At 61.9% G+C, this 15,803-nt stretch carries 14 protein-coding genes; 6 read left to right on the top strand and 8 right to left on the bottom strand.

All coding sequences use genetic code 11. The features are described 5' to 3' along the window. Positions 1-3 precede the first annotated feature (3 nt). Positions 4-2,409 (bottom strand): EAL domain-containing protein, encoded by a 2,406-nt coding sequence (locus WYH_RS01180; RefSeq protein WP_342341745.1) that lies wholly within the window; start codon positions 2,407-2,409, stop codon positions 4-6. Positions 2,410-2,817: 408 nt separating this feature from the next. Between WYH_RS01180 and WYH_RS01175 the strand changes: the two genes are divergently transcribed. Then, on the top strand, positions 2,818-4,134 hold the full coding sequence (locus tag WYH_RS01175; protein ID WP_046902370.1) for an FAD-dependent oxidoreductase: 1,317 nt from the start codon (positions 2,818-2,820) through the stop codon (positions 4,132-4,134). 40 nt (positions 4,135-4,174) lie between these two features. Here WYH_RS01175 and dnaN read toward each other — a convergent pair whose 3' ends face one another. The 4 genes from dnaN to WYH_RS01155 all read right to left on the bottom strand — a co-directional run bounded on the left by dnaN (position 4,175) and on the right by WYH_RS01155 (position 8,013). After that, positions 4,175-5,302 carry a DNA polymerase III subunit beta gene (gene dnaN / locus WYH_RS01170; RefSeq protein WP_046902369.1) on the bottom strand — a complete coding sequence of 376 codons (1,128 nt, stop codon included), beginning with the start codon at positions 5,300-5,302 and terminating at the stop codon, positions 4,175-4,177. A 169-nt stretch (positions 5,303-5,471) separates the two neighbouring features. Continuing rightward, a complete protein-coding gene (gene fabG, locus WYH_RS01165) occupies positions 5,472-6,224 on the bottom strand; it encodes a 3-oxoacyl-[acyl-carrier-protein] reductase (RefSeq protein ID WP_046902368.1) in 753 nt (250 codons plus the stop codon). Positions 6,225-6,226: 2 nt separating this feature from the next. Beyond that, positions 6,227-7,162, bottom strand: coding sequence for an ACP S-malonyltransferase (fabD, locus tag WYH_RS01160; protein ID WP_046902367.1), 936 nt, complete (start codon positions 7,160-7,162; stop codon positions 6,227-6,229). Between the two features lie 26 nt (positions 7,163-7,188). After that, the gene (locus WYH_RS01155; RefSeq protein WP_046902366.1) at positions 7,189-8,013 is read right to left on the bottom strand and encodes an LD-carboxypeptidase; all 825 of its coding nucleotides are present in this window, start codon (positions 8,011-8,013) and stop codon (positions 7,189-7,191) included. 58 nt (positions 8,014-8,071) lie between these two features. On the opposite strand from WYH_RS01155, the gene WYH_RS01150 reads away from it, so the two are divergent. The 5 genes from WYH_RS01150 (at position 8,072) to WYH_RS01130 (ending at position 12,527) form a co-directional block, all read left to right on the top strand. Then, positions 8,072-9,490, top strand: a complete 1,419-nt coding sequence (locus WYH_RS01150; RefSeq protein WP_046902365.1) for a glutamate ligase domain-containing protein — start codon at positions 8,072-8,074, stop codon at positions 9,488-9,490. A 203-nt stretch (positions 9,491-9,693) separates the two neighbouring features. Next, positions 9,694-10,050 (top strand): 30S ribosomal protein S6, encoded by a 357-nt coding sequence (rpsF, locus tag WYH_RS01145; protein WP_046902364.1) that lies wholly within the window; start codon positions 9,694-9,696, stop codon positions 10,048-10,050. Next, entirely contained in the window at positions 10,050-10,274 is a 225-nt protein-coding gene (gene rpsR / locus WYH_RS01140) for a 30S ribosomal protein S18 (protein ID WP_046902363.1), read from the top strand. Before rpsF ends, rpsR begins: the two co-directional genes overlap by 1 nt. 13 nt (positions 10,275-10,287) lie before the next feature. Next, positions 10,288-10,911, top strand: coding sequence for a 50S ribosomal protein L9 (gene rplI, locus WYH_RS01135; protein WP_046902362.1), 624 nt, complete (start codon positions 10,288-10,290; stop codon positions 10,909-10,911). 182 nt (positions 10,912-11,093) lie between these two features. Beyond that, positions 11,094-12,527 carry an AMP nucleosidase gene (locus WYH_RS01130; protein ID WP_046902361.1) on the top strand — a complete coding sequence of 478 codons (1,434 nt, stop codon included), beginning with the start codon at positions 11,094-11,096 and terminating at the stop codon, positions 12,525-12,527. 3 nt (positions 12,528-12,530) lie between these two features. Here WYH_RS01130 and rimK read toward each other — a convergent pair whose 3' ends face one another. The 3 genes from rimK to WYH_RS01115 are packed head-to-tail and all read right to left on the bottom strand — an operon-like array spanning position 12,531 to position 15,768. Further along, a complete protein-coding gene (rimK, locus tag WYH_RS01125) occupies positions 12,531-13,436 on the bottom strand; it encodes a 30S ribosomal protein S6--L-glutamate ligase (protein ID WP_046902360.1) in 906 nt (301 codons plus the stop codon). Continuing rightward, positions 13,369-13,905: an ATP-dependent zinc protease family protein gene (locus WYH_RS01120; RefSeq protein ID WP_082347712.1), complete on the bottom strand. Its 537-nt coding sequence runs from the start codon at positions 13,903-13,905 to the stop codon at positions 13,369-13,371. The genes rimK and WYH_RS01120 overlap by 68 nt, the downstream gene beginning before the upstream one ends. 15 nt (positions 13,906-13,920) lie before the next feature. Then, positions 13,921-15,768, bottom strand: a complete 1,848-nt coding sequence (locus tag WYH_RS01115) for a M2 family metallopeptidase (RefSeq protein WP_046902359.1) — start codon at positions 15,766-15,768, stop codon at positions 13,921-13,923. Between the last annotated feature and the right edge of the window lie 35 nt (positions 15,769-15,803).

Raw genomic sequence — 15,803 nt, 5'->3', positions numbered from 1 at the left:
GGATCAGGCGGCGCCTTGCAAACGCAGGGGCGCCTTTTCCTGCACTGCCGCGATGCGGCCGCAATCATCGCGTCCCAGCGGCAGTTCGAACTGCAGGCCCATCCGGTTTTCCTGACACCAGCGCACAATGCCTTTCACGCGATGGGATTCCGACAGACGGACTTCGAATATTGTTCCGATCGGAACATTCCACAGGCCTTCGACCATGGCGCCGCCATCGGAAATATTCCGGATCGTTCCCTTGTAACGCTGCCCTTCATGGTCGAGCACCACCTTGCGCAGCATGGTCTGGCGCGGCGCCCGCGCGGAACGCGGGCCGGACGCAATGGCAGCCAGCCCCTGCTCCAGACGCGCCAGCGCATCCTCCGAAGATAGCGGACATTCATAGATAAAGCCCTGCACATGGCTGCAACCATGCATGCGCACCAGGTCCAGCTCGTCCAGCGTCTCCACGCCTTCGGCCGTGGTATCCATGCCCAGCGCCTGGGCCAGGCTGGTGATGGATGCGATGATCGCACCGTTGCGGCTGCCGGGCTGGGTCGCCCCGCGCACGAAGCTCTGGTCGATCTTGATCTTGTCGAACGGCGCCTTCTTCAGATAGCCGAGCGAGGAATAGCCGGTGCCGAAATCGTCGAGCGCCATGCGCACGCCCACGCGTTTAAGCGCGGCGAACATCGCATCTGTCCCTTCATCGTCATTGAGGAACACGCTTTCGGTAATCTCCAGCTCCAGACGCGATGGGTCGACACCAGCCCGGGCGAGTGCATTGGTCACGATATTCGGCAATTGCGGATTGGAGAATTGCAGCGGCGAGACATTGACCGCCACGCGCACCTCTTCCGGCCATTTCGCCAGATCGTGGCAGGCCGTGCGCAATGCCCATTCGCCCATCTGCGCGATCAGGCCGGTTTCCTCACCCGCAGCGACGAATTTGTCCGGCGGAATCCAGCCCTTTACCGGATGTCGCCAGCGCATCAGCGCCTCGAAGCCGGTAATACACTCCGTCGCTGTGGATACGACGGGCTGATAGAATAGCTGCAAATCCCCCTGGACAATGGCATCACGCAGATCGCGTTCCAGCTGGGCGCGTGCCTCCGCCTCGGCATGGAGATCCTGCGCGTAGAAATGATACCGTCCGCGCCCGCCATCCTTGGCGGCATAAAGCGCGAGATCGGCATTGCGGATCAGTTCCTCGCTGGTGGTCCCGTGTTCGGGCGAGATGGCAATCCCCACCGACACGCCGATAACCACGCGCTGGCCGTCGATCGAATAGGGCTGCGACAGCGAATGGATGATCGTTTCCGCCAAATTCGCCAGCGCCCGGCGTTCAGTCCGGCCGCCGACAATGACTTCGAATTCGTCGCCACCCAGCCTGCCGACCTTGCCCATCTGGTCCACCGCGCGTTTGAGCCGCTGCGCAACCTGCTGCAACAGCGCATCGCCTGCGGGATGACCCATCGTATCATTGACGCGCTTGAACCGATCGAGATCGAGCAGCAGAACCGAACATTCACGGTTCATGTCGCGCGGCGCGGTCAGAATATGTTCCAGCGTCTGCGACATCTGGAAACGATTGGCGAGACCCGTCAGTGAATCGAAATGAGCCAGGCGGGATGCGTCCTCCTGGCTGCGCTTCTTCTCGGTCAGGTCGGTCCCGGAACCCCTGAAGCCGACGAAATTGTGAAAATTGTCATAGATCGGGCGGCCACTTACAGACCACCATCGCTCTTCCCCGTCGATGGCCGCGCGAACCGGCAGCTCACGGAAGAATGAACGCGCGGTCAGGTGGAACATCAGCGTCCGTTCGCCTTCCTGCTCCGTCCGTTCCAGATTGAACAGATCGACGAATGGCTGGCCGATCAGGTCTTCCTGCGCATAACCGAGCGCATTGGCGATCGGCGCCGAAATATAGGTGAGCAGCGATCGGCGGTCGGTTTCCCAGAACCAGCCCTGCTGGGTTTTCTCGTAATCGGTCAGAATGTCGCGGGCGCGGGTCTGCATCCGATCGCGCGCTTCACGGCGGACCTCGTCATCATGCTGTTCCCGCTGCTGCTCGCGGCTGACCGGCACGGCAACACAAAGAGCCACGAACAGGGCCACGGCACCGGCGAGCGACTGCTGCACAAATACTGCGGCGGACCAGATAGCGATCTGGCTGGCGAAGATCAGCGCCGGCTGTCTGCGAAGATAGGCCGAAGCGATACCGCCGACGCAAAGCAGAGCGGCCAGGACAACGTCCCAGGGCAATTGCTGGTTCACTGTCCACATCGTCATGCCGAGGCCGAACAGGAAAAGCGGCGTCACCACGAATCCGGCCACGGCCACCATGCGCACCTTCACGCCCTGATGGCCGAGCCGATCATGGGCGAAGCCGATCCCCCCTGCCAGCGCCACCGACAACGCCAACATACCCAGTATCCAGGGTGAAGGCGGAGAGGAGAAAGCCGCCAGGCCGATGCCCGCCGTGACAATCATGGCAAGGATAAGGAACGGCCAGCGCCGCGGAAACCATGCAGGATTTTCAGACAATACCGGAGCGGGAACCAGCGCCCGGCCGCCGGGGGATCCGCGCCGCGAACGCTGCCGACGGTCGATCCCATCCGGATTGACCGCCAACGCCCGGTTGGCCGGGCCTGAACCTGTCTCTCCAGGGGAGGACGAATATCTTGCCCGGACAGCGTTCGACATGGACCGTCAATGGCCTGTCAGCTTTGAAAAACGGTTAAGGCACCGCCCTTTTTCATCTCCGGATATACTTGCCGCGCAGCCTTATCGGATTACACCGTGTGGCAGCGAATTGCGCGAGAGGATGCGAATATGCGCCACATTGCGATAATCGGCTCCGGCCCGGCCGGCTACTACACAGCGGAGGCCGCACAGAAAAATCTCGGCGACAATGTGTGCGTGGATGTCTTTGACGAATTACCAGTACCTTATGGCCTGATCCGCACAGGCGTCGCGCCGGACCACCAATCCATCAAGGGCGTCGCGCGCCGGTACGAAAAAGTGGCGCTGAGCGAAAATGTACGCTTCGTCGGCAATGTCAGCGTCGGCAGCGATGTTACCGTGGCCGAATTGCAGAATCTCTATGACGCGGTGGTGCTGGCAACAGGGGCCCCGCACGACCGCGAGCTGAACATTCCCGGCGAGGAACTGGGCAATGTGTTCGGCAGTGCGGCCTTTGTCGGCTGGTATAACGGCCATCCGAAATTTGCCGATCTCGATCCTGACCTTGGTGGGAGAACGGCGGTGATCATCGGCATGGGCAATGTCGCGCTGGATGTCGCGCGGATATTGGCCAAAACGCCGGGCGAGTTCGAAGGCAGCGATATCGTCGCCCATGCGCTGACGGCGCTCGATACATCCAATATCGAAAAAATCGTGATTCTCGGCCGCCGCGGCCCTCATCAGATCATGATGACGCCCAAGGAACTGGGGGAGCTGGGCAGGCTTGAACGGGCTGCGCCTTATGTCGATCCGGCGGATCTTCCGCCCCCGGAAGAGGATGCGATACTGGAACCCGGGCTGCGCAAATCGGTCGCCCTGCTGCGCGAATTTGCCACCATCCCGGAGGCGGAACGCAAGGCCAGAAAAGTCAGCATCGAATTCGCCTTTCTCGCCCAGCCCAAGGCCCTGATCGGTGACGGAAAAGTGCAGGAAATCGAGGTTGAGCGGACCCGGATCGTCAAAGGTCGGGCCGAAGGCACGGGCGAAAGCTTCCGCATTCCCGCTTCGCTCGTGGTCAGCTGCATCGGCTATCGCAGCATGCCAATCCCCGGCGTACCGTATGACGAGCGTGCGGGCCGTTTCGCCAATGACGAAGGGCGGATCCTCCCCGGCCTCTATTGCGTGGGCTGGGCCCGGCGCGGACCAAGCGGCACGATAGGCACCAACCGGCCCGACGGGCAGGGCATCGTGCAGCTGATTGCCGAGGACATCGAAAAGGGCCTGCTGGGCGGTGGTAGCAAGGCGGGTCGCGCCGGCTTCGATGAACTGGCCAGAAAGCGCGGACTGAATCTCGTGACCTTCCGCGATTGGAAGAAGATCGAGGAAGCAGAAGAGGCCGCCGCGCGCGACGGCGCCCCGCGCGAAAAATTCGTCGATATCGAGAAAATGATAAAGGCCCGCGGCTGAGCGGCAGGCCCCGCATCGGGGCAGCCGCTCAGCGCGAATATCAGACCCGCATCGGCATCAGGACATAGAGCGCCGGGCTCTTCTCGTCCTGACGGATCAGTGTTGGCGCACCCGGATCGGCCAGGTGCAGCTCCACCGAATCGCTATCAATCTGCGCCAGTATGTCCTTCAGATAATTGGCGTTGAAGCCAATCTCGAAGGGGTCGGAGCTATAGCTGGCGGGTACTTCTTCTGCCGCCGTGCCATTGTCCGGGCTGGTCACCGACAGCGTCACCCTGTCCGGTTCCAGGCCCATCTTGACGGCGCGCGTCTTTTCCGTGGCGATGGTCGCCACGCGGTCCACGCCTTCATAGAAGCTCTTCGGATCAAGCTTCAGCAGCTTGTCATTGCCCGTGGGAATGACGCGGCTGTAATCCGGGAATGTCCCGTCAATCAGCTTGCTGGTGAGCACCACGCCGCCTTCCCCGCCCATGGTGAAGCGAATCTTGCTGGCGGACAGGTCGATCGAAACATCGCCGTCCAGCGCTTCTTCCAGAAGCTTGCGCAATTCGGCCACGGCCTTTCGCGGCACGATCACATCGGGCATGCCTTCCGCCCCTTCCGGACGCGGAAGGGTGAAGCGGGCAAGGCGATGGCCATCAGTCGCCGCAGCTTTCAGCACCGGCCCGTCATCATCCGAAACATGCAGGAAAATGCCGTTCAGATAATAACGCGTTTCTTCCGTGGAGATGGCAAAGCGCGTGCGATCGACCATTTCCGCCAATTGCCTGGCCGGAAGCCGGAACGAAGTCGGCAGATCGCCTTCCACGATCACGGGGAAATCATCGCGCGGCAGGGTCGGCAGCTGGAAACGGCTGCGCCCGGCCTTCACCGTCATGCGGTTATCCGCCGTTTCGAGGCTTACCTGCGCCCCGTCCGGCAATTTGCGTGCAATATCGAACAGAAGATGGGCGGACACGGTGATCGCCCCTGCCCCGTCCACCGACACGGCAGCCAGGCTTTCGACCACCTGCAGATCCAGATCGGTTGCAGTGATCTTGACCCGACCATCGGCATCCGCCTCGATCAGGACATTGGACAGGATGGGGATCGTATTACGCCGTTCCACCACCGACTGGACATGGGACAGACAGCGCAGCAGCCTGGCTCGTTCAATGGTGGCTTTCATAAAACCCTTCTAACCCCCTTGCGCCGCCGAGGCCGGAATCGCCCACAAGCGCCGGATAAATCGTCCTATACCCTTAGCGGTGAGGATGATCGCGGCAAGGACGAATACCTCCCGGAGCGGATTCGATTGGGGATAAATCACGATCGAACCACTCCGGAACGCCCGCCGCTTACCCCAGCATCGCCATGCCGCCATTCACATGCAGGGTCTGCCCGGTGACATAACCCGCCTCTTTGGATGAGAGATAGGCGACAGCTGCACCGATATCCTCACCCTCGCCCATACGGCCCATCGGGATGCGCGCATTCAGCGCTTCCTTCTGGGCATCGGGCAGAACATCCGTCATCGGAGTGCGGATGAAGCCGGGAGCCACGCAATTCGCCGTGATGCCGCGGCTCGCCACTTCCTGGGCGAAGCTCTTGGTCAGGCCGGTCAGGCCGGCCTTGGCGGCCGCATAATTCGTCTGCCCCGGATTGCCCGTGGCGCCGACTATGCTGGTAATGGTGATGATGCGGCCGAATTTCGCCTTCATCATCGGGCGCACGCTGGCGCGCATCAGGCGGAAGGTCGCTTCCAGATTGATGGCCATGACCTGCTGCCATTCATCGTCTTTCATCCGCATCACGAGATTGTCGCGCGTGATGCCGGCATTATTGACGAGTATGTCCAGCTTGCCGAGCGTATCGACCGCCGCGGGCACCAGTTCTTCCACCTGTGTCGTGTTCGACAGGTCGCAGGTGATTTCCACGTGATCGTGGCCGAATTCTTCATTCAGTTCGTCACGAAAGGCGCGCAGTTTCGCCGGGTTCGATCCGGACAGCGCCAGACGTGCGCCCTGCCGCGCAAGCGCCCGGGCAATGGATGAACCGATTCCCCCGCTGGAGCCCGTGACGAGCGCAGTCATTCCGGTAAGATCGAACATGGTCAAATCTCCTTCGCCAGGGCTTCGATATCGGCCATGGTCTGTATGCTGGTAACGGTGACATCCTGCACGGTGCGGCCGATCATCGGGCCCACCACCTTGCCACCAAGTTCGATGAAGCGGTCCGTGCCCGCTTCCTTCATTGCAATCACGCTTTCACGCCACCGGACGCGGCCGGTCACCTGCTGGACGAGCAATTCACGCTCCACCGCAGGATCGCTGACCAGTGTGGCCGTCACATTGGCATAGACCGGCAGGCGCATGGGTTGCGGCCGTGTCTTGTCCAGCGCCTCTGCCATGGCGTCCGCCGCCGGCTGCATCAGCGAACAGTGGAACGGCGCGGATACGGGCAGCAGCACGCCGCGCTTGCAACCATGTTCCTTGGCCAGAGCCACCGCACGTTCGATCGCCTCCCGGTGGCCGGACAGCACGACCTGCCCCGGATCATTGTCATTCGCGATTTCGCAGACCTGCCCTTCGGCGGCGGCTTCGGCCAGCCTGGTGGCCTTTTCCAGATCCGCGCCCAGCAATGCGCACATGGCACCCACGCCCACCGGCACTGCCGCCTGCATGGCCTGGCCGCGCAGTTTCAGCAGCCGCGCCGTATCGGCCAGCGAGAACGCGCCGACCGCCGCCAATGCCGTATATTCGCCCAGCGAATGGCCTGCGACACAATCGCCCTTGGCGGAAATGGAAACCCCACCTTCCTTCTCCAGCACGCGGAGAACGGCAATGGCATTGGCCATGATGGCGGGCTGCGCATTTTCAGTCAGCGTAAGTTCTTCCTCCGGCCCTTCGCGCATGATGCGCGACAGGTTCTGGCCCAGGGCTTCGTCCACTTCCTCGAAAACTTCGCGCGCGGCGGTGCTGGCTTCGGCCAGTTCGGCACCCATGCCAACTTTCTGGCTGCCCTGCCCCGGAAATACGAATGCGGTCATCGTAACTCTCCTCTTCGCGGCGCGGGTTAGGAGCGGGCCGCACCCGTCGCAAGACCGAAGGGCACGATCTTGTTGGCAGAATCATGGCCGATATCGGCGCTGCCAAGATAGGGAATGCCCGAACGTGCGCACCAATAACGCGCGATCTCTTCCGGTTCAGCACCGAAAGGCCGGTCATTTTCCGGCACGTCGCTGATCCTTCCCAGCCGCAAACCGGCGATGCCGGACAGATGCTGTGTCACGTGGAAGAACAGGCGATCGACGGCATAAAGATGCTCTGCCACCTCCTCCACCATCACCACATGGCCGGAAAGATCCGGCATCAATTCGGTGCCGCAGATCATCGCCAGCGTCATCAGGTTGAAGGCAACGCCGGGCCGCTGGGCCAGCGCCAGATCCGCATCCTGCCCTTCCCCGCACAGGAAGGCGAGACTGCGGCGAACGGCCGCCTCCCCGCCATCGCGCCTTATATCCACGGGCATGGGGCCGTGGACCGGCCGCCCGATCCCGGCGCGATACAGTGCGCCGAGCAGGAACCCGGTATCCGAATATCCGAGGAACACCTTGCCCGCAGCCTCTTCCGCCATGTCGGCCACGGCCTGCGCCGCGATGCGGTTTGCCCCATATCCGCCCTTGGCGAACCAAACTGCATCCATTCCCGGATCATTCGCGCATTCCAGCAGAGCGGCGAGGCGCGCCTCGTCATCCCCTGCAAAATGCCCGTCTTCGGCGAAACATTGCGGATGAAAATGCAGCTCCGCCCCCGGAAACCCGGCGGCGATGGCAGTCACCCGCTCCGCAATTCCGGGCGTGATCGGCGTGGAGGGCGCGCATATGGCGATCTTTTTCATGCCAGACACCTAGCTTTGCGAGTTGTAATGTCGAGAGCGCACGAATAGCTGTGATGCAATGACTGACGCCGCATCGCTGACCGCCCATCCCTGGTTCTTCTGCGGCATCGGTGGCTCCGGCATGTTGCCGCTGGCCACGATCCTGAAAGGCCACGGCGCCGAAGTCGCCGGATCCGACCGCAGCCGCGACCAGGGCCGCAGTCCGGAAAAATTCGCCTGGCTGGAACAGCAGGGTTTCACCCTGTTCCCGCAGGATGGCAGCGGGATCATCTCCGCCGATCAGACGCTGGTCGCCTCGGCCGCGATCGAGGATACGGTCCCCGAAATCGTCCGCGCCAACGAACTCGGCTGCCCTCGCATGACACGGGCGGAACTGCTCGCCCGATTGTTCAATGCGTCCGGATACGGGCTCGCCGTTGCAGGAACCAGCGGCAAGAGCACGGTCACGGGGATGCTGGGCTGGATCATGTACAAGGCCGGGCATGACCCGACCATAATGAACGGCGCGGTGATGAAGAATTTCGCCGGTCCCGATGCCCCCTTTGCCAGCGCCCGCGTGGGCAAGGGCCCCGTTTTCGTCAGCGAAGTGGATGAAAGCGACGGTTCTATCGCGCTGTACCGTCCAGAAATATCGCTGCTGCTCAATGTCAGCCTCGATCACAAGAGCATGGAGGAATTGCGCGTCCTGTTCCGCAATTTCCTGCGCGCGGGGAAAGCGGCAGTGGTCAATGCCGATGATGTGGAAGCCAGCTATCTGGCGGAAAACCTGCCCGCCGCTCTCACCTATGGCATAGACAATCCGCAGGCGCAGATCGGCGTAGTCTCCGATACGGTGGAATATTCCCCCACCGGCCTGCGTGCCGCAGTGGTGGACCGGCGGGAATCCACCGTGCACCCGCTGGTGCTGAACATGCCGGGAAGGCACAATCTCTCCAATGCGCTCGCAGCCATAGCCTGCGCGGCGGAAGCCGGGGTGCCGGTCGAACATGCCGTCATCGCCCTACGCGGTTTCAAGGGGCTGGCCCGGCGTTTCGATATTATCGGCACCAGCCCTTCCGGCATCGTGGTGATCGATGATTTCGGCCACAATCCGGAAAAATGCCGCGCCACCTTGCGCACACTGAAGGCGCATGAAGGGCGCGTGATCGCCTTCTTCCAGCCTCATGGCTATGGCCCGCTGCGCCAGATGGGGCACGAACTGGCCCGCACATTCGCGAAAGAACTTGGACCGGATGATGTCACGCTGCTGTGCGACCCGGTCTATTTCGGCGGCACGGTGGATCGCAGCGAAGGCAGCGAACGGATCGTGCAGATGATCCGCGAGGCGGGCGGCAATGCCGAACATATCCCCGCGCGGGAGGATTGCGGCAGGCGCATCCTCGAACTGGCCCGCCCGGGCGACCGGATCGTGGTAATGGGCGCGCGTGACGATACGCTGACCGATTTCGCGCAAAACCTGCTGGGCGGGCTGGCCTGACGGCTGAGGCGGCGCGGCGGCTCTGGCCAATGCGATCCTTCCCTTGCATTCCGGCCAGATTGCGGTATGTGCGCGCCTTCCGCGAATATTGGCCCGCGTTTTTGACGGGTCGTTGGGGGCGGAAATCGTCAAGAAAGCCGGAGGGGCCCCGCGCATTCGGTGCGGCAAGCCAGCGATCGGCATGAAGTGAAAGGAAGCGCAGCATGGCTCTTTACGAGCACGTGTTTCTCGCGCGTCAGGACCTGAGCCAGAGCCAGGTTGACGCGCTTGCCGCAGCCGCCACGGAAATCGTGGAAGCGAATGAAGGCAAGGTCACCAAGACCGAGACCTGGGGCCTGAAGAGCCTCGCCTACAAGATTGACCGCAACCGCAAGGCGCATTTCGTCCTCCTCAATATCGAGGGTCCGGGCAGCATCGTCGCCGAGCTGGAGCGCCAGAACCGCATCAACGAAGACATCATCCGCTGGCTCACCATCGCTGTGGAAGAGCATGAGGAAGGTCCGTCCGTGCAGATGCGCAAGAACGATCGTGAACGTAAGCGTCGCGGAGGAGATAGCTAATGGCTCGCCCGTTTTTCCGTCGCCGCAAGTCCTGCCCGTTTTCGGCCAAGGACGCTCCGAAGATCGATTACAAGGATGTGCGCCTGCTGCAGGGCTTCATGTCCGAACGTGGCAAGATCGTCCCCAGCCGCATCACCGCCGTTTCCGCCAAGAAGCAGCGTGAACTGGCCCGGGCCATCAAGCGCGCCCGTCATCTGGGCCTGCTGCCCTACATCGTGAAGTAAGGAGGGCCGCATCATGGATATCATCCTGCTCGAACGTATCGAAAAGCTCGGCACGATTGGCGATGTCGTCAATGTGCGTGACGGATACGCTCGCAATTTCCTGCTCCCGCAGAAAAAGGCCCTGCGCGCCAACGAAGCCAACAAGAAGGTTTTCGAAGCGAATCGCGATCGCCTGGAGAAGGAAAACGCCGAACGCCGCACCGACGCCGAAAAGGCCGGTGAGAAGATCAGCGGAACCGAGATCGTCCTGATCCGCGCTTCGTCGAACTCCGGTCAGCTTTACGGCTCCGTCAATGTCCGCGACATCGTGTCTGGCCTGGCCGCCAAGGGCCACCAGATCGACAAGAAGCAGGTCATCATGGGCAGCCCGATCAAGACGCTCGGCATGTTCGACGTGACCGTTGCCCTGCATCCGGAAGTCCACATCACGGTGAAGGCGAATGTCGCCCGTTCCGATGATGAGGCCGAACTGCAGAGCCAGGGCGTCGACGTGATCGCCGCCATGAACGAGGAAGAGCGTTCGGAGAGCGAAGGCTTCACCGAAGCGCAGGACCCGACCCTTGAGCCCGGCGAAATTCCCGCCGAGCTGATGGGGGATGGCGAGGCAGCCGAAGGTGAGGAAACCACCGAAGGCTGATCCTGCTTCCCGGGAAATCAGAAAAGGCGCGGTCCGGCTTCGGATCGCGCCTTTTTCTTTACGGGCGATCTCCGGGGCAAGAATCGCATGGCATGGCGACGGGAAGACGGTCGCTGGCGGCCTTTCACCGCCAGCCGATCAGGCAAGCTTGAATTAACTCCCCGGACTGGCAAGTGGCAGATATGGAATCGCAAAAGATCATCTCGGAACTGACCGCAATTTACGATGCGGCGGTTGAACGACTGCGCAACGATATCGCGGAATATGCGCGGACGGGCGCGCTCCCTTCTTCCGAACGCCGGCGCGACGGCAGCTATTGCTACCCCGAATTGCGGGTGCATTATTCCGGCGTCGGCGATCGGCAGGACCGCACACGGTCATTCGGGCGGCTGCAGATGCCCGGCACTTATGCCACCACTGTCACGCGGCCTGCGCTGTTTGCGGGATATCTGACCGAGCAGCTGGATCTCCTTTCCGCCGATTACGAAATCGAGATCGAGGTTGCCCGCTCGCGCCAGGAAATCCCCTTTCCCTATGTGCTGGACGGGCAGCAGGGGGCAGCCATGGCCGGCATTCGGCCGACAGAACTCGCCCGCTATTTCCCGACCACGGATCTGGCGCTGATCGGAGACGAGCTGGCCGATAATGTCGAGCTGGACCCGCACCAGCCCATGCCGCTTTCCCTGTTCGATGCCCTGCGCACCGATTTCAGTCTCGCTCGCCTCGCCCATTATACCGGAACAGGGCCAGGTGATTTCCAGCGCTTCATCCTGTTCACGAACTATCACCGCTATATCGATGAATTCGTGGACTGGGCAGGTACGCAAGTCGGCAATGGCTTCTACACCGCCCTGTCCGGCACGGGCGGCCTCCGGATCGAAAGCCCGACGGAAAATGCGAAGGCCCAGCTTTCCGAAACAAGCTGGCGCCGGCACCAGATGCCCGCATATCACCTGATGGCCGGATCGCGGCTTGGCATCACGCTGGTCAATATCGGCGTCGGCCCGTCCAATGCCAAGACCATCACCGATCACCTGGCCGTGTTGCGGCCGGAAGCATGGATGATGATCGGCCATTGCGGCGGCTTGCGGCCCAGCCAGAAGATCGGCGATTTCGTGCTCGCCCACGCCTATCTGCGGGATGACCACGTGCTCGATTCCGTGCTGCCGCCGGAAATCCCCATCCCGGCCATCGCCGAAGTGCAGGTGGCGATGGCATCCGCCGCAGAAGAAGTCAGCGGGGCGCAGGGGCTGGACCTGAAGCAGCGTATGCGCACCGGCACCGTCGTCACCACCGATGACCGGAACTGGGAACTGCGCTACACCCACACGGCCCGCCGCCTGTCACAAAGCCGCGCCGTTGCCATTGAAATGGAAAGCGCCACACTGGCCGCGCAGGGATACCGCTTCCGCGTCCCCTATGGCACGCTGCTATGCGTTTCGGACAAGCCGCTGCATGGCGAGATCAAGCTGCCCGGACAGGCGAATGTCTTTTATGAAGAGGCAATCGCCGCCCATCTGCGGATCGGTATCGTCTCCTGCGACAAGTTGCGCGCGGAAGGCGCCCGCCTGCACAGCCGCAAGCTGCGCGCCTTCAACGAACCGCCTTTCCGCTAAGGCCTAGCCCTTTCCGCGCGTCTTGGTTTTGCCCGCGATGGCCGTTTCCTCGATGAAACGGATCATCAGCGTGGCAATATCCTTGCCGGTCGCGTGCTCGATACCTTCCAGGCCGGGCGAGCTGTTGACTTCCATGATCACCGGCCCGTGATTGGACCGCAGCATGTCGACGCCGGCAACATTGAGGCCCAGCCGCTTGGCTGCGCGGACGGCGGTGGAGCGTTCTTCGGGTGTGATGCGGATGGATTTCGCCTCCCCTCCGCGATGGAGGTTGGACCGGAAATCCCCCTCCCCGCCCTTGCGCATCATGGAGGCGACGACTTTCCCGCCGATCACCAGCGCGCGAATATCGGTGGCATCGGCCTCCTTGATGAATTCCTGCACCAGGATATTCACATTGGCCCCGCGAAAGGCCTCGATCACGGAGCGGGCCGAATTCTCCGTCTCGCCCAGCATCACGCCTATGCCCTGCGTGCCTTCCAGCAGCTTGATCACCACCGGCGCGCCGCCAACCATGCGGATGACTTCGCTCGCCTGTTTCGGATCATGCGCGAAGGCCGTTACCGGCAGGCCAAGGCCCGCGCGGGCAAGGATCTGCATGGAGCGCAGCTTGTCCCGGCTGCGGCCGATGGCCACGCTTTCATTCAGCGGCCAGATGCCCATCATCTCGAACTGGCGCAGCACGGCCAGCCCGTAAAAGGTGATGGATGCGCCGATCCGCGGGATCACCGCGTCATAGCCGGTCAGCTTTTCTCCATTGTAGAAGGCTTCGGGGCGATGCGAGGTGATGTTCATCGTCACCCGCAATGTGTTCAGAATATCAATAGTATGCCCGCGAGCCTCAGCCGCCTCGACGATCCGGCGGTGTGAATAGAGGTTCGGATTGCGGGCGAGCATCGCGATTCTCATCGCATGAGTTCCTTGCGCCGGATTTGTCCGATTGAAGGTAGGAATGCGCCGGATCGACCACGAATCGATTACGGAGAGCAGACCTCCCGATAAGAATGGGAAATACCATGTCCGAACGATCCGCGAGACTGAATTCGGCGCGGAAATTCTGATCGCCGATCTGCAGACGGGTTTTTACGATCAGCCGTTTCTCGCCCAGACCGTTGGAGCTGGTGATGGTGCGCCTGGCGACACTGCGTATCTCGCATGTGGAGGTGGCGTGGCCACCGCCCAGATCGATACGGAAACGGGCCCAATCGGCCCCGTCCCGTTCAAAAAGCTCGATATTGACGGCGTGGAGCGACGATGTCCGCGCTCCAGTGTCGATCTTGGCCTGAATGCCGGAAAGGCCCAGCTCCGGCAGGCCGACATGCTCCCGCCACCCGAGCAGGCGGGGGGAAAGGATCGGCGCTGCCTCTGCTGAACCCATTCGCGGCGGTCCGGTTTACCAGCCTTGCGGCTTGCCCTTGTTCTGTTCGTCCAGCCATGCCTTCAGCGGCGCAAAATATTCGAGCATCGGCTTGGCACTGATCTCGCGCGTGCCGGTGAAGGCTTCCAGCGCTTCCGGCCAGGGCTTGCTGGCGCCCATTTCCAGCATGTCGTTCAGCTTCTGCCCGACTTCCTCATTGCCATAGAAGCTGCAGCGGTGAAGCGGGCCTTCCCATCCCGCCTGATCGCAAGCGGCCTTGAAGAACTGGAACTGCAGGATGCGGGCCAGGAAATAGCGCATATAGGGCGTGTTACCCGGGATATGGTATTTCCCGCCCGGATCGAAGGCATCGGCCGGCCGTTCGACCGGCGGCACGATGCCCTGATAATCCTGCTTCAGCCCGACCCATGCCTGGTTGTATTCCTGCGGCGGGATCGAACCGTCAAAAACGCCCCAGCGCCATTTATCGATCAGCAGGCCGAAAGGCAGGAAGGCCACCTTGTCCATCGCCTGGCGCAGCAACAGGCCGGTATCCTTTTCCGGGCCCGGCACATCGGCGCGGTCGAGCAGGCCGATCTGGACCAGATATTCCGGTGTGATCGACAGGGCGATGAAATCGCCAATGGCTTCGTGGAAGCCGTCATTCGCGCCGTTCAGATAGAGATAGGGCTGTTCGTTATAGGCGCGCTGGTAATAATTGTGGCCCAGCTCGTGGTGGATGGTGACGAAATCATCCGCATTCACCTTGATGCACATCTTGATGCGGATATCGTCCTTGTTATCCACGTCCCAGGCGCTGGCGTGGCAGACGACTTCACGATCCGCCGGCTTGGTGAACTGGCTCCGTTCCCAGAAAGTCTCCGGCAAGGGCTTGAAGCCGAGCGAGGAATAGAACCCCTCGCCAATCTTCACCATGTCGAGCGGGCCCTTGCCCTTCTCTTCCAGCAGGTCCCCAATGTCATAGCCGAGATCGCCCGAACCTTCGGGCGCGACGAGCGGATAGATATTGCCCCATTCCTGCGCCCACATATTGCCGAGCAGGTCGGCGCGGATCGGGCCGGTGGCAGGCTGCACCGCATCGCCATATTTCTGGTTCAGCTTGCTGCGGACATAAGTGTGCAGCGCCAGATAAAGCGGCCTCGTTTCCTGCCACAACCGCTCTGTCATGGCGGTAAATTCGGTCGGGTCCATATCGTAATTGGCGCGCCACATGGCGCCGACATCGGCGAAGCCAAGCTCCTTCGCGCCTTCATTGGCGATTTCCACCATGCGGGCGTAATCGTCCTTCATCGGCGCGCCCACATTGTCATGCCAGCTTGCCCACATTTCCGCATATTCCTGCGGAGTGTGATCCAGATTGCCCATCTCCGCCTCGATATCGGATCCGGCAATCGGTTCGCCATTCAGCGTGCCCTTGCCCTTGCCATATTGGGAATTGAGCGCGGTCGCGATCGTGTTCAGCTCGTCCGCGGCGCCGGGCGTGGTCGGCGCGGGGAGGACGATGCCGGTGCGCAGAATGTCCAGCTTGCGCCGGACGTCGGGATCGAGCCCGTCGATGCGCGCGAATTTCGCGGCTTCAAGCGCATATTTGACGCTCTTTTCCGTGCCCTCTGCACCGACCTTCGCCGCCAGTGCATCCGTATCCGGCGTGATATAGGTGGCGTTCACCCAATAGACGCGGCTGGCATCCACGGAATAATCGAACAGATCCCGCTCCACGGCAGCGACGAATTGCGCCGCGCCTGCCGGTGTCATGGGATAGCTTTCCTCGCTTGCGGAGGTGCTCGTTTCGCCTTGCGCCAATGTAGGGGCGGAAATGCCTGCCGCCAGGGCGAACAGGGCAACCGATGCCAGGATCTTCATGGGGAAATGTCCTTCGGAGAATTCCGTTACAGATG

Origin of the sequence: Croceibacterium atlanticum (assembly GCF_001008165.2) — a bacterium.
GTDB classification, from domain to species: Bacteria; Pseudomonadota; Alphaproteobacteria; order Sphingomonadales; family Sphingomonadaceae; genus Croceibacterium_C; species Croceibacterium_C atlanticum.
This window is presented reverse-complemented; position numbering and strand designations above follow the sequence as displayed.

Coding starts and splice junctions, on each gene's coding strand:
- WYH_RS01115 (WP_046902359.1), bottom strand. CDS start 15,768: ATGAAGATCCTGGCATCGGTTGCCCTGTTCGCCCTGGCGGCAGGCATT.
- rpsF (WP_046902364.1), top strand. CDS start 9,694: ATGGCTCTTTACGAGCACGTGTTTCTCGCGCGTCAGGACCTGAGCCAG.
- WYH_RS01180 (WP_342341745.1), bottom strand. CDS start 2,409: ATGTTGGCGTTGTCGGTGGCGCTGGCAGGGGGGATCGGCTTCGCCCAT.
- WYH_RS01155 (WP_046902366.1), bottom strand. CDS start 8,013: ATGAAAAAGATCGCCATATGCGCGCCCTCCACGCCGATCACGCCCGGA.
- fabD (WP_046902367.1), bottom strand. CDS start 7,162: ATGACCGCATTCGTATTTCCGGGGCAGGGCAGCCAGAAAGTTGGCATG.
- dnaN (WP_046902369.1), bottom strand. CDS start 5,302: ATGAAAGCCACCATTGAACGAGCCAGGCTGCTGCGCTGTCTGTCCCAT.
- WYH_RS01120 (WP_082347712.1), bottom strand. CDS start 13,905: ATGGGTTCAGCAGAGGCAGCGCCGATCCTTTCCCCCCGCCTGCTCGGG.
- rplI (WP_046902362.1), top strand. CDS start 10,288: ATGGATATCATCCTGCTCGAACGTATCGAAAAGCTCGGCACGATTGGC.
- rimK (WP_046902360.1), bottom strand. CDS start 13,436: ATGAGAATCGCGATGCTCGCCCGCAATCCGAACCTCTATTCACACCGC.
- fabG (WP_046902368.1), bottom strand. CDS start 6,224: ATGTTCGATCTTACCGGAATGACTGCGCTCGTCACGGGCTCCAGCGGG.
- rpsR (WP_046902363.1), top strand. CDS start 10,050: ATGGCTCGCCCGTTTTTCCGTCGCCGCAAGTCCTGCCCGTTTTCGGCC.
- WYH_RS01150 (WP_046902365.1), top strand. CDS start 8,072: ATGACTGACGCCGCATCGCTGACCGCCCATCCCTGGTTCTTCTGCGGC.
- WYH_RS01175 (WP_046902370.1), top strand. CDS start 2,818: ATGCGCCACATTGCGATAATCGGCTCCGGCCCGGCCGGCTACTACACA.
- WYH_RS01130 (WP_046902361.1), top strand. CDS start 11,094: ATGGAATCGCAAAAGATCATCTCGGAACTGACCGCAATTTACGATGCG.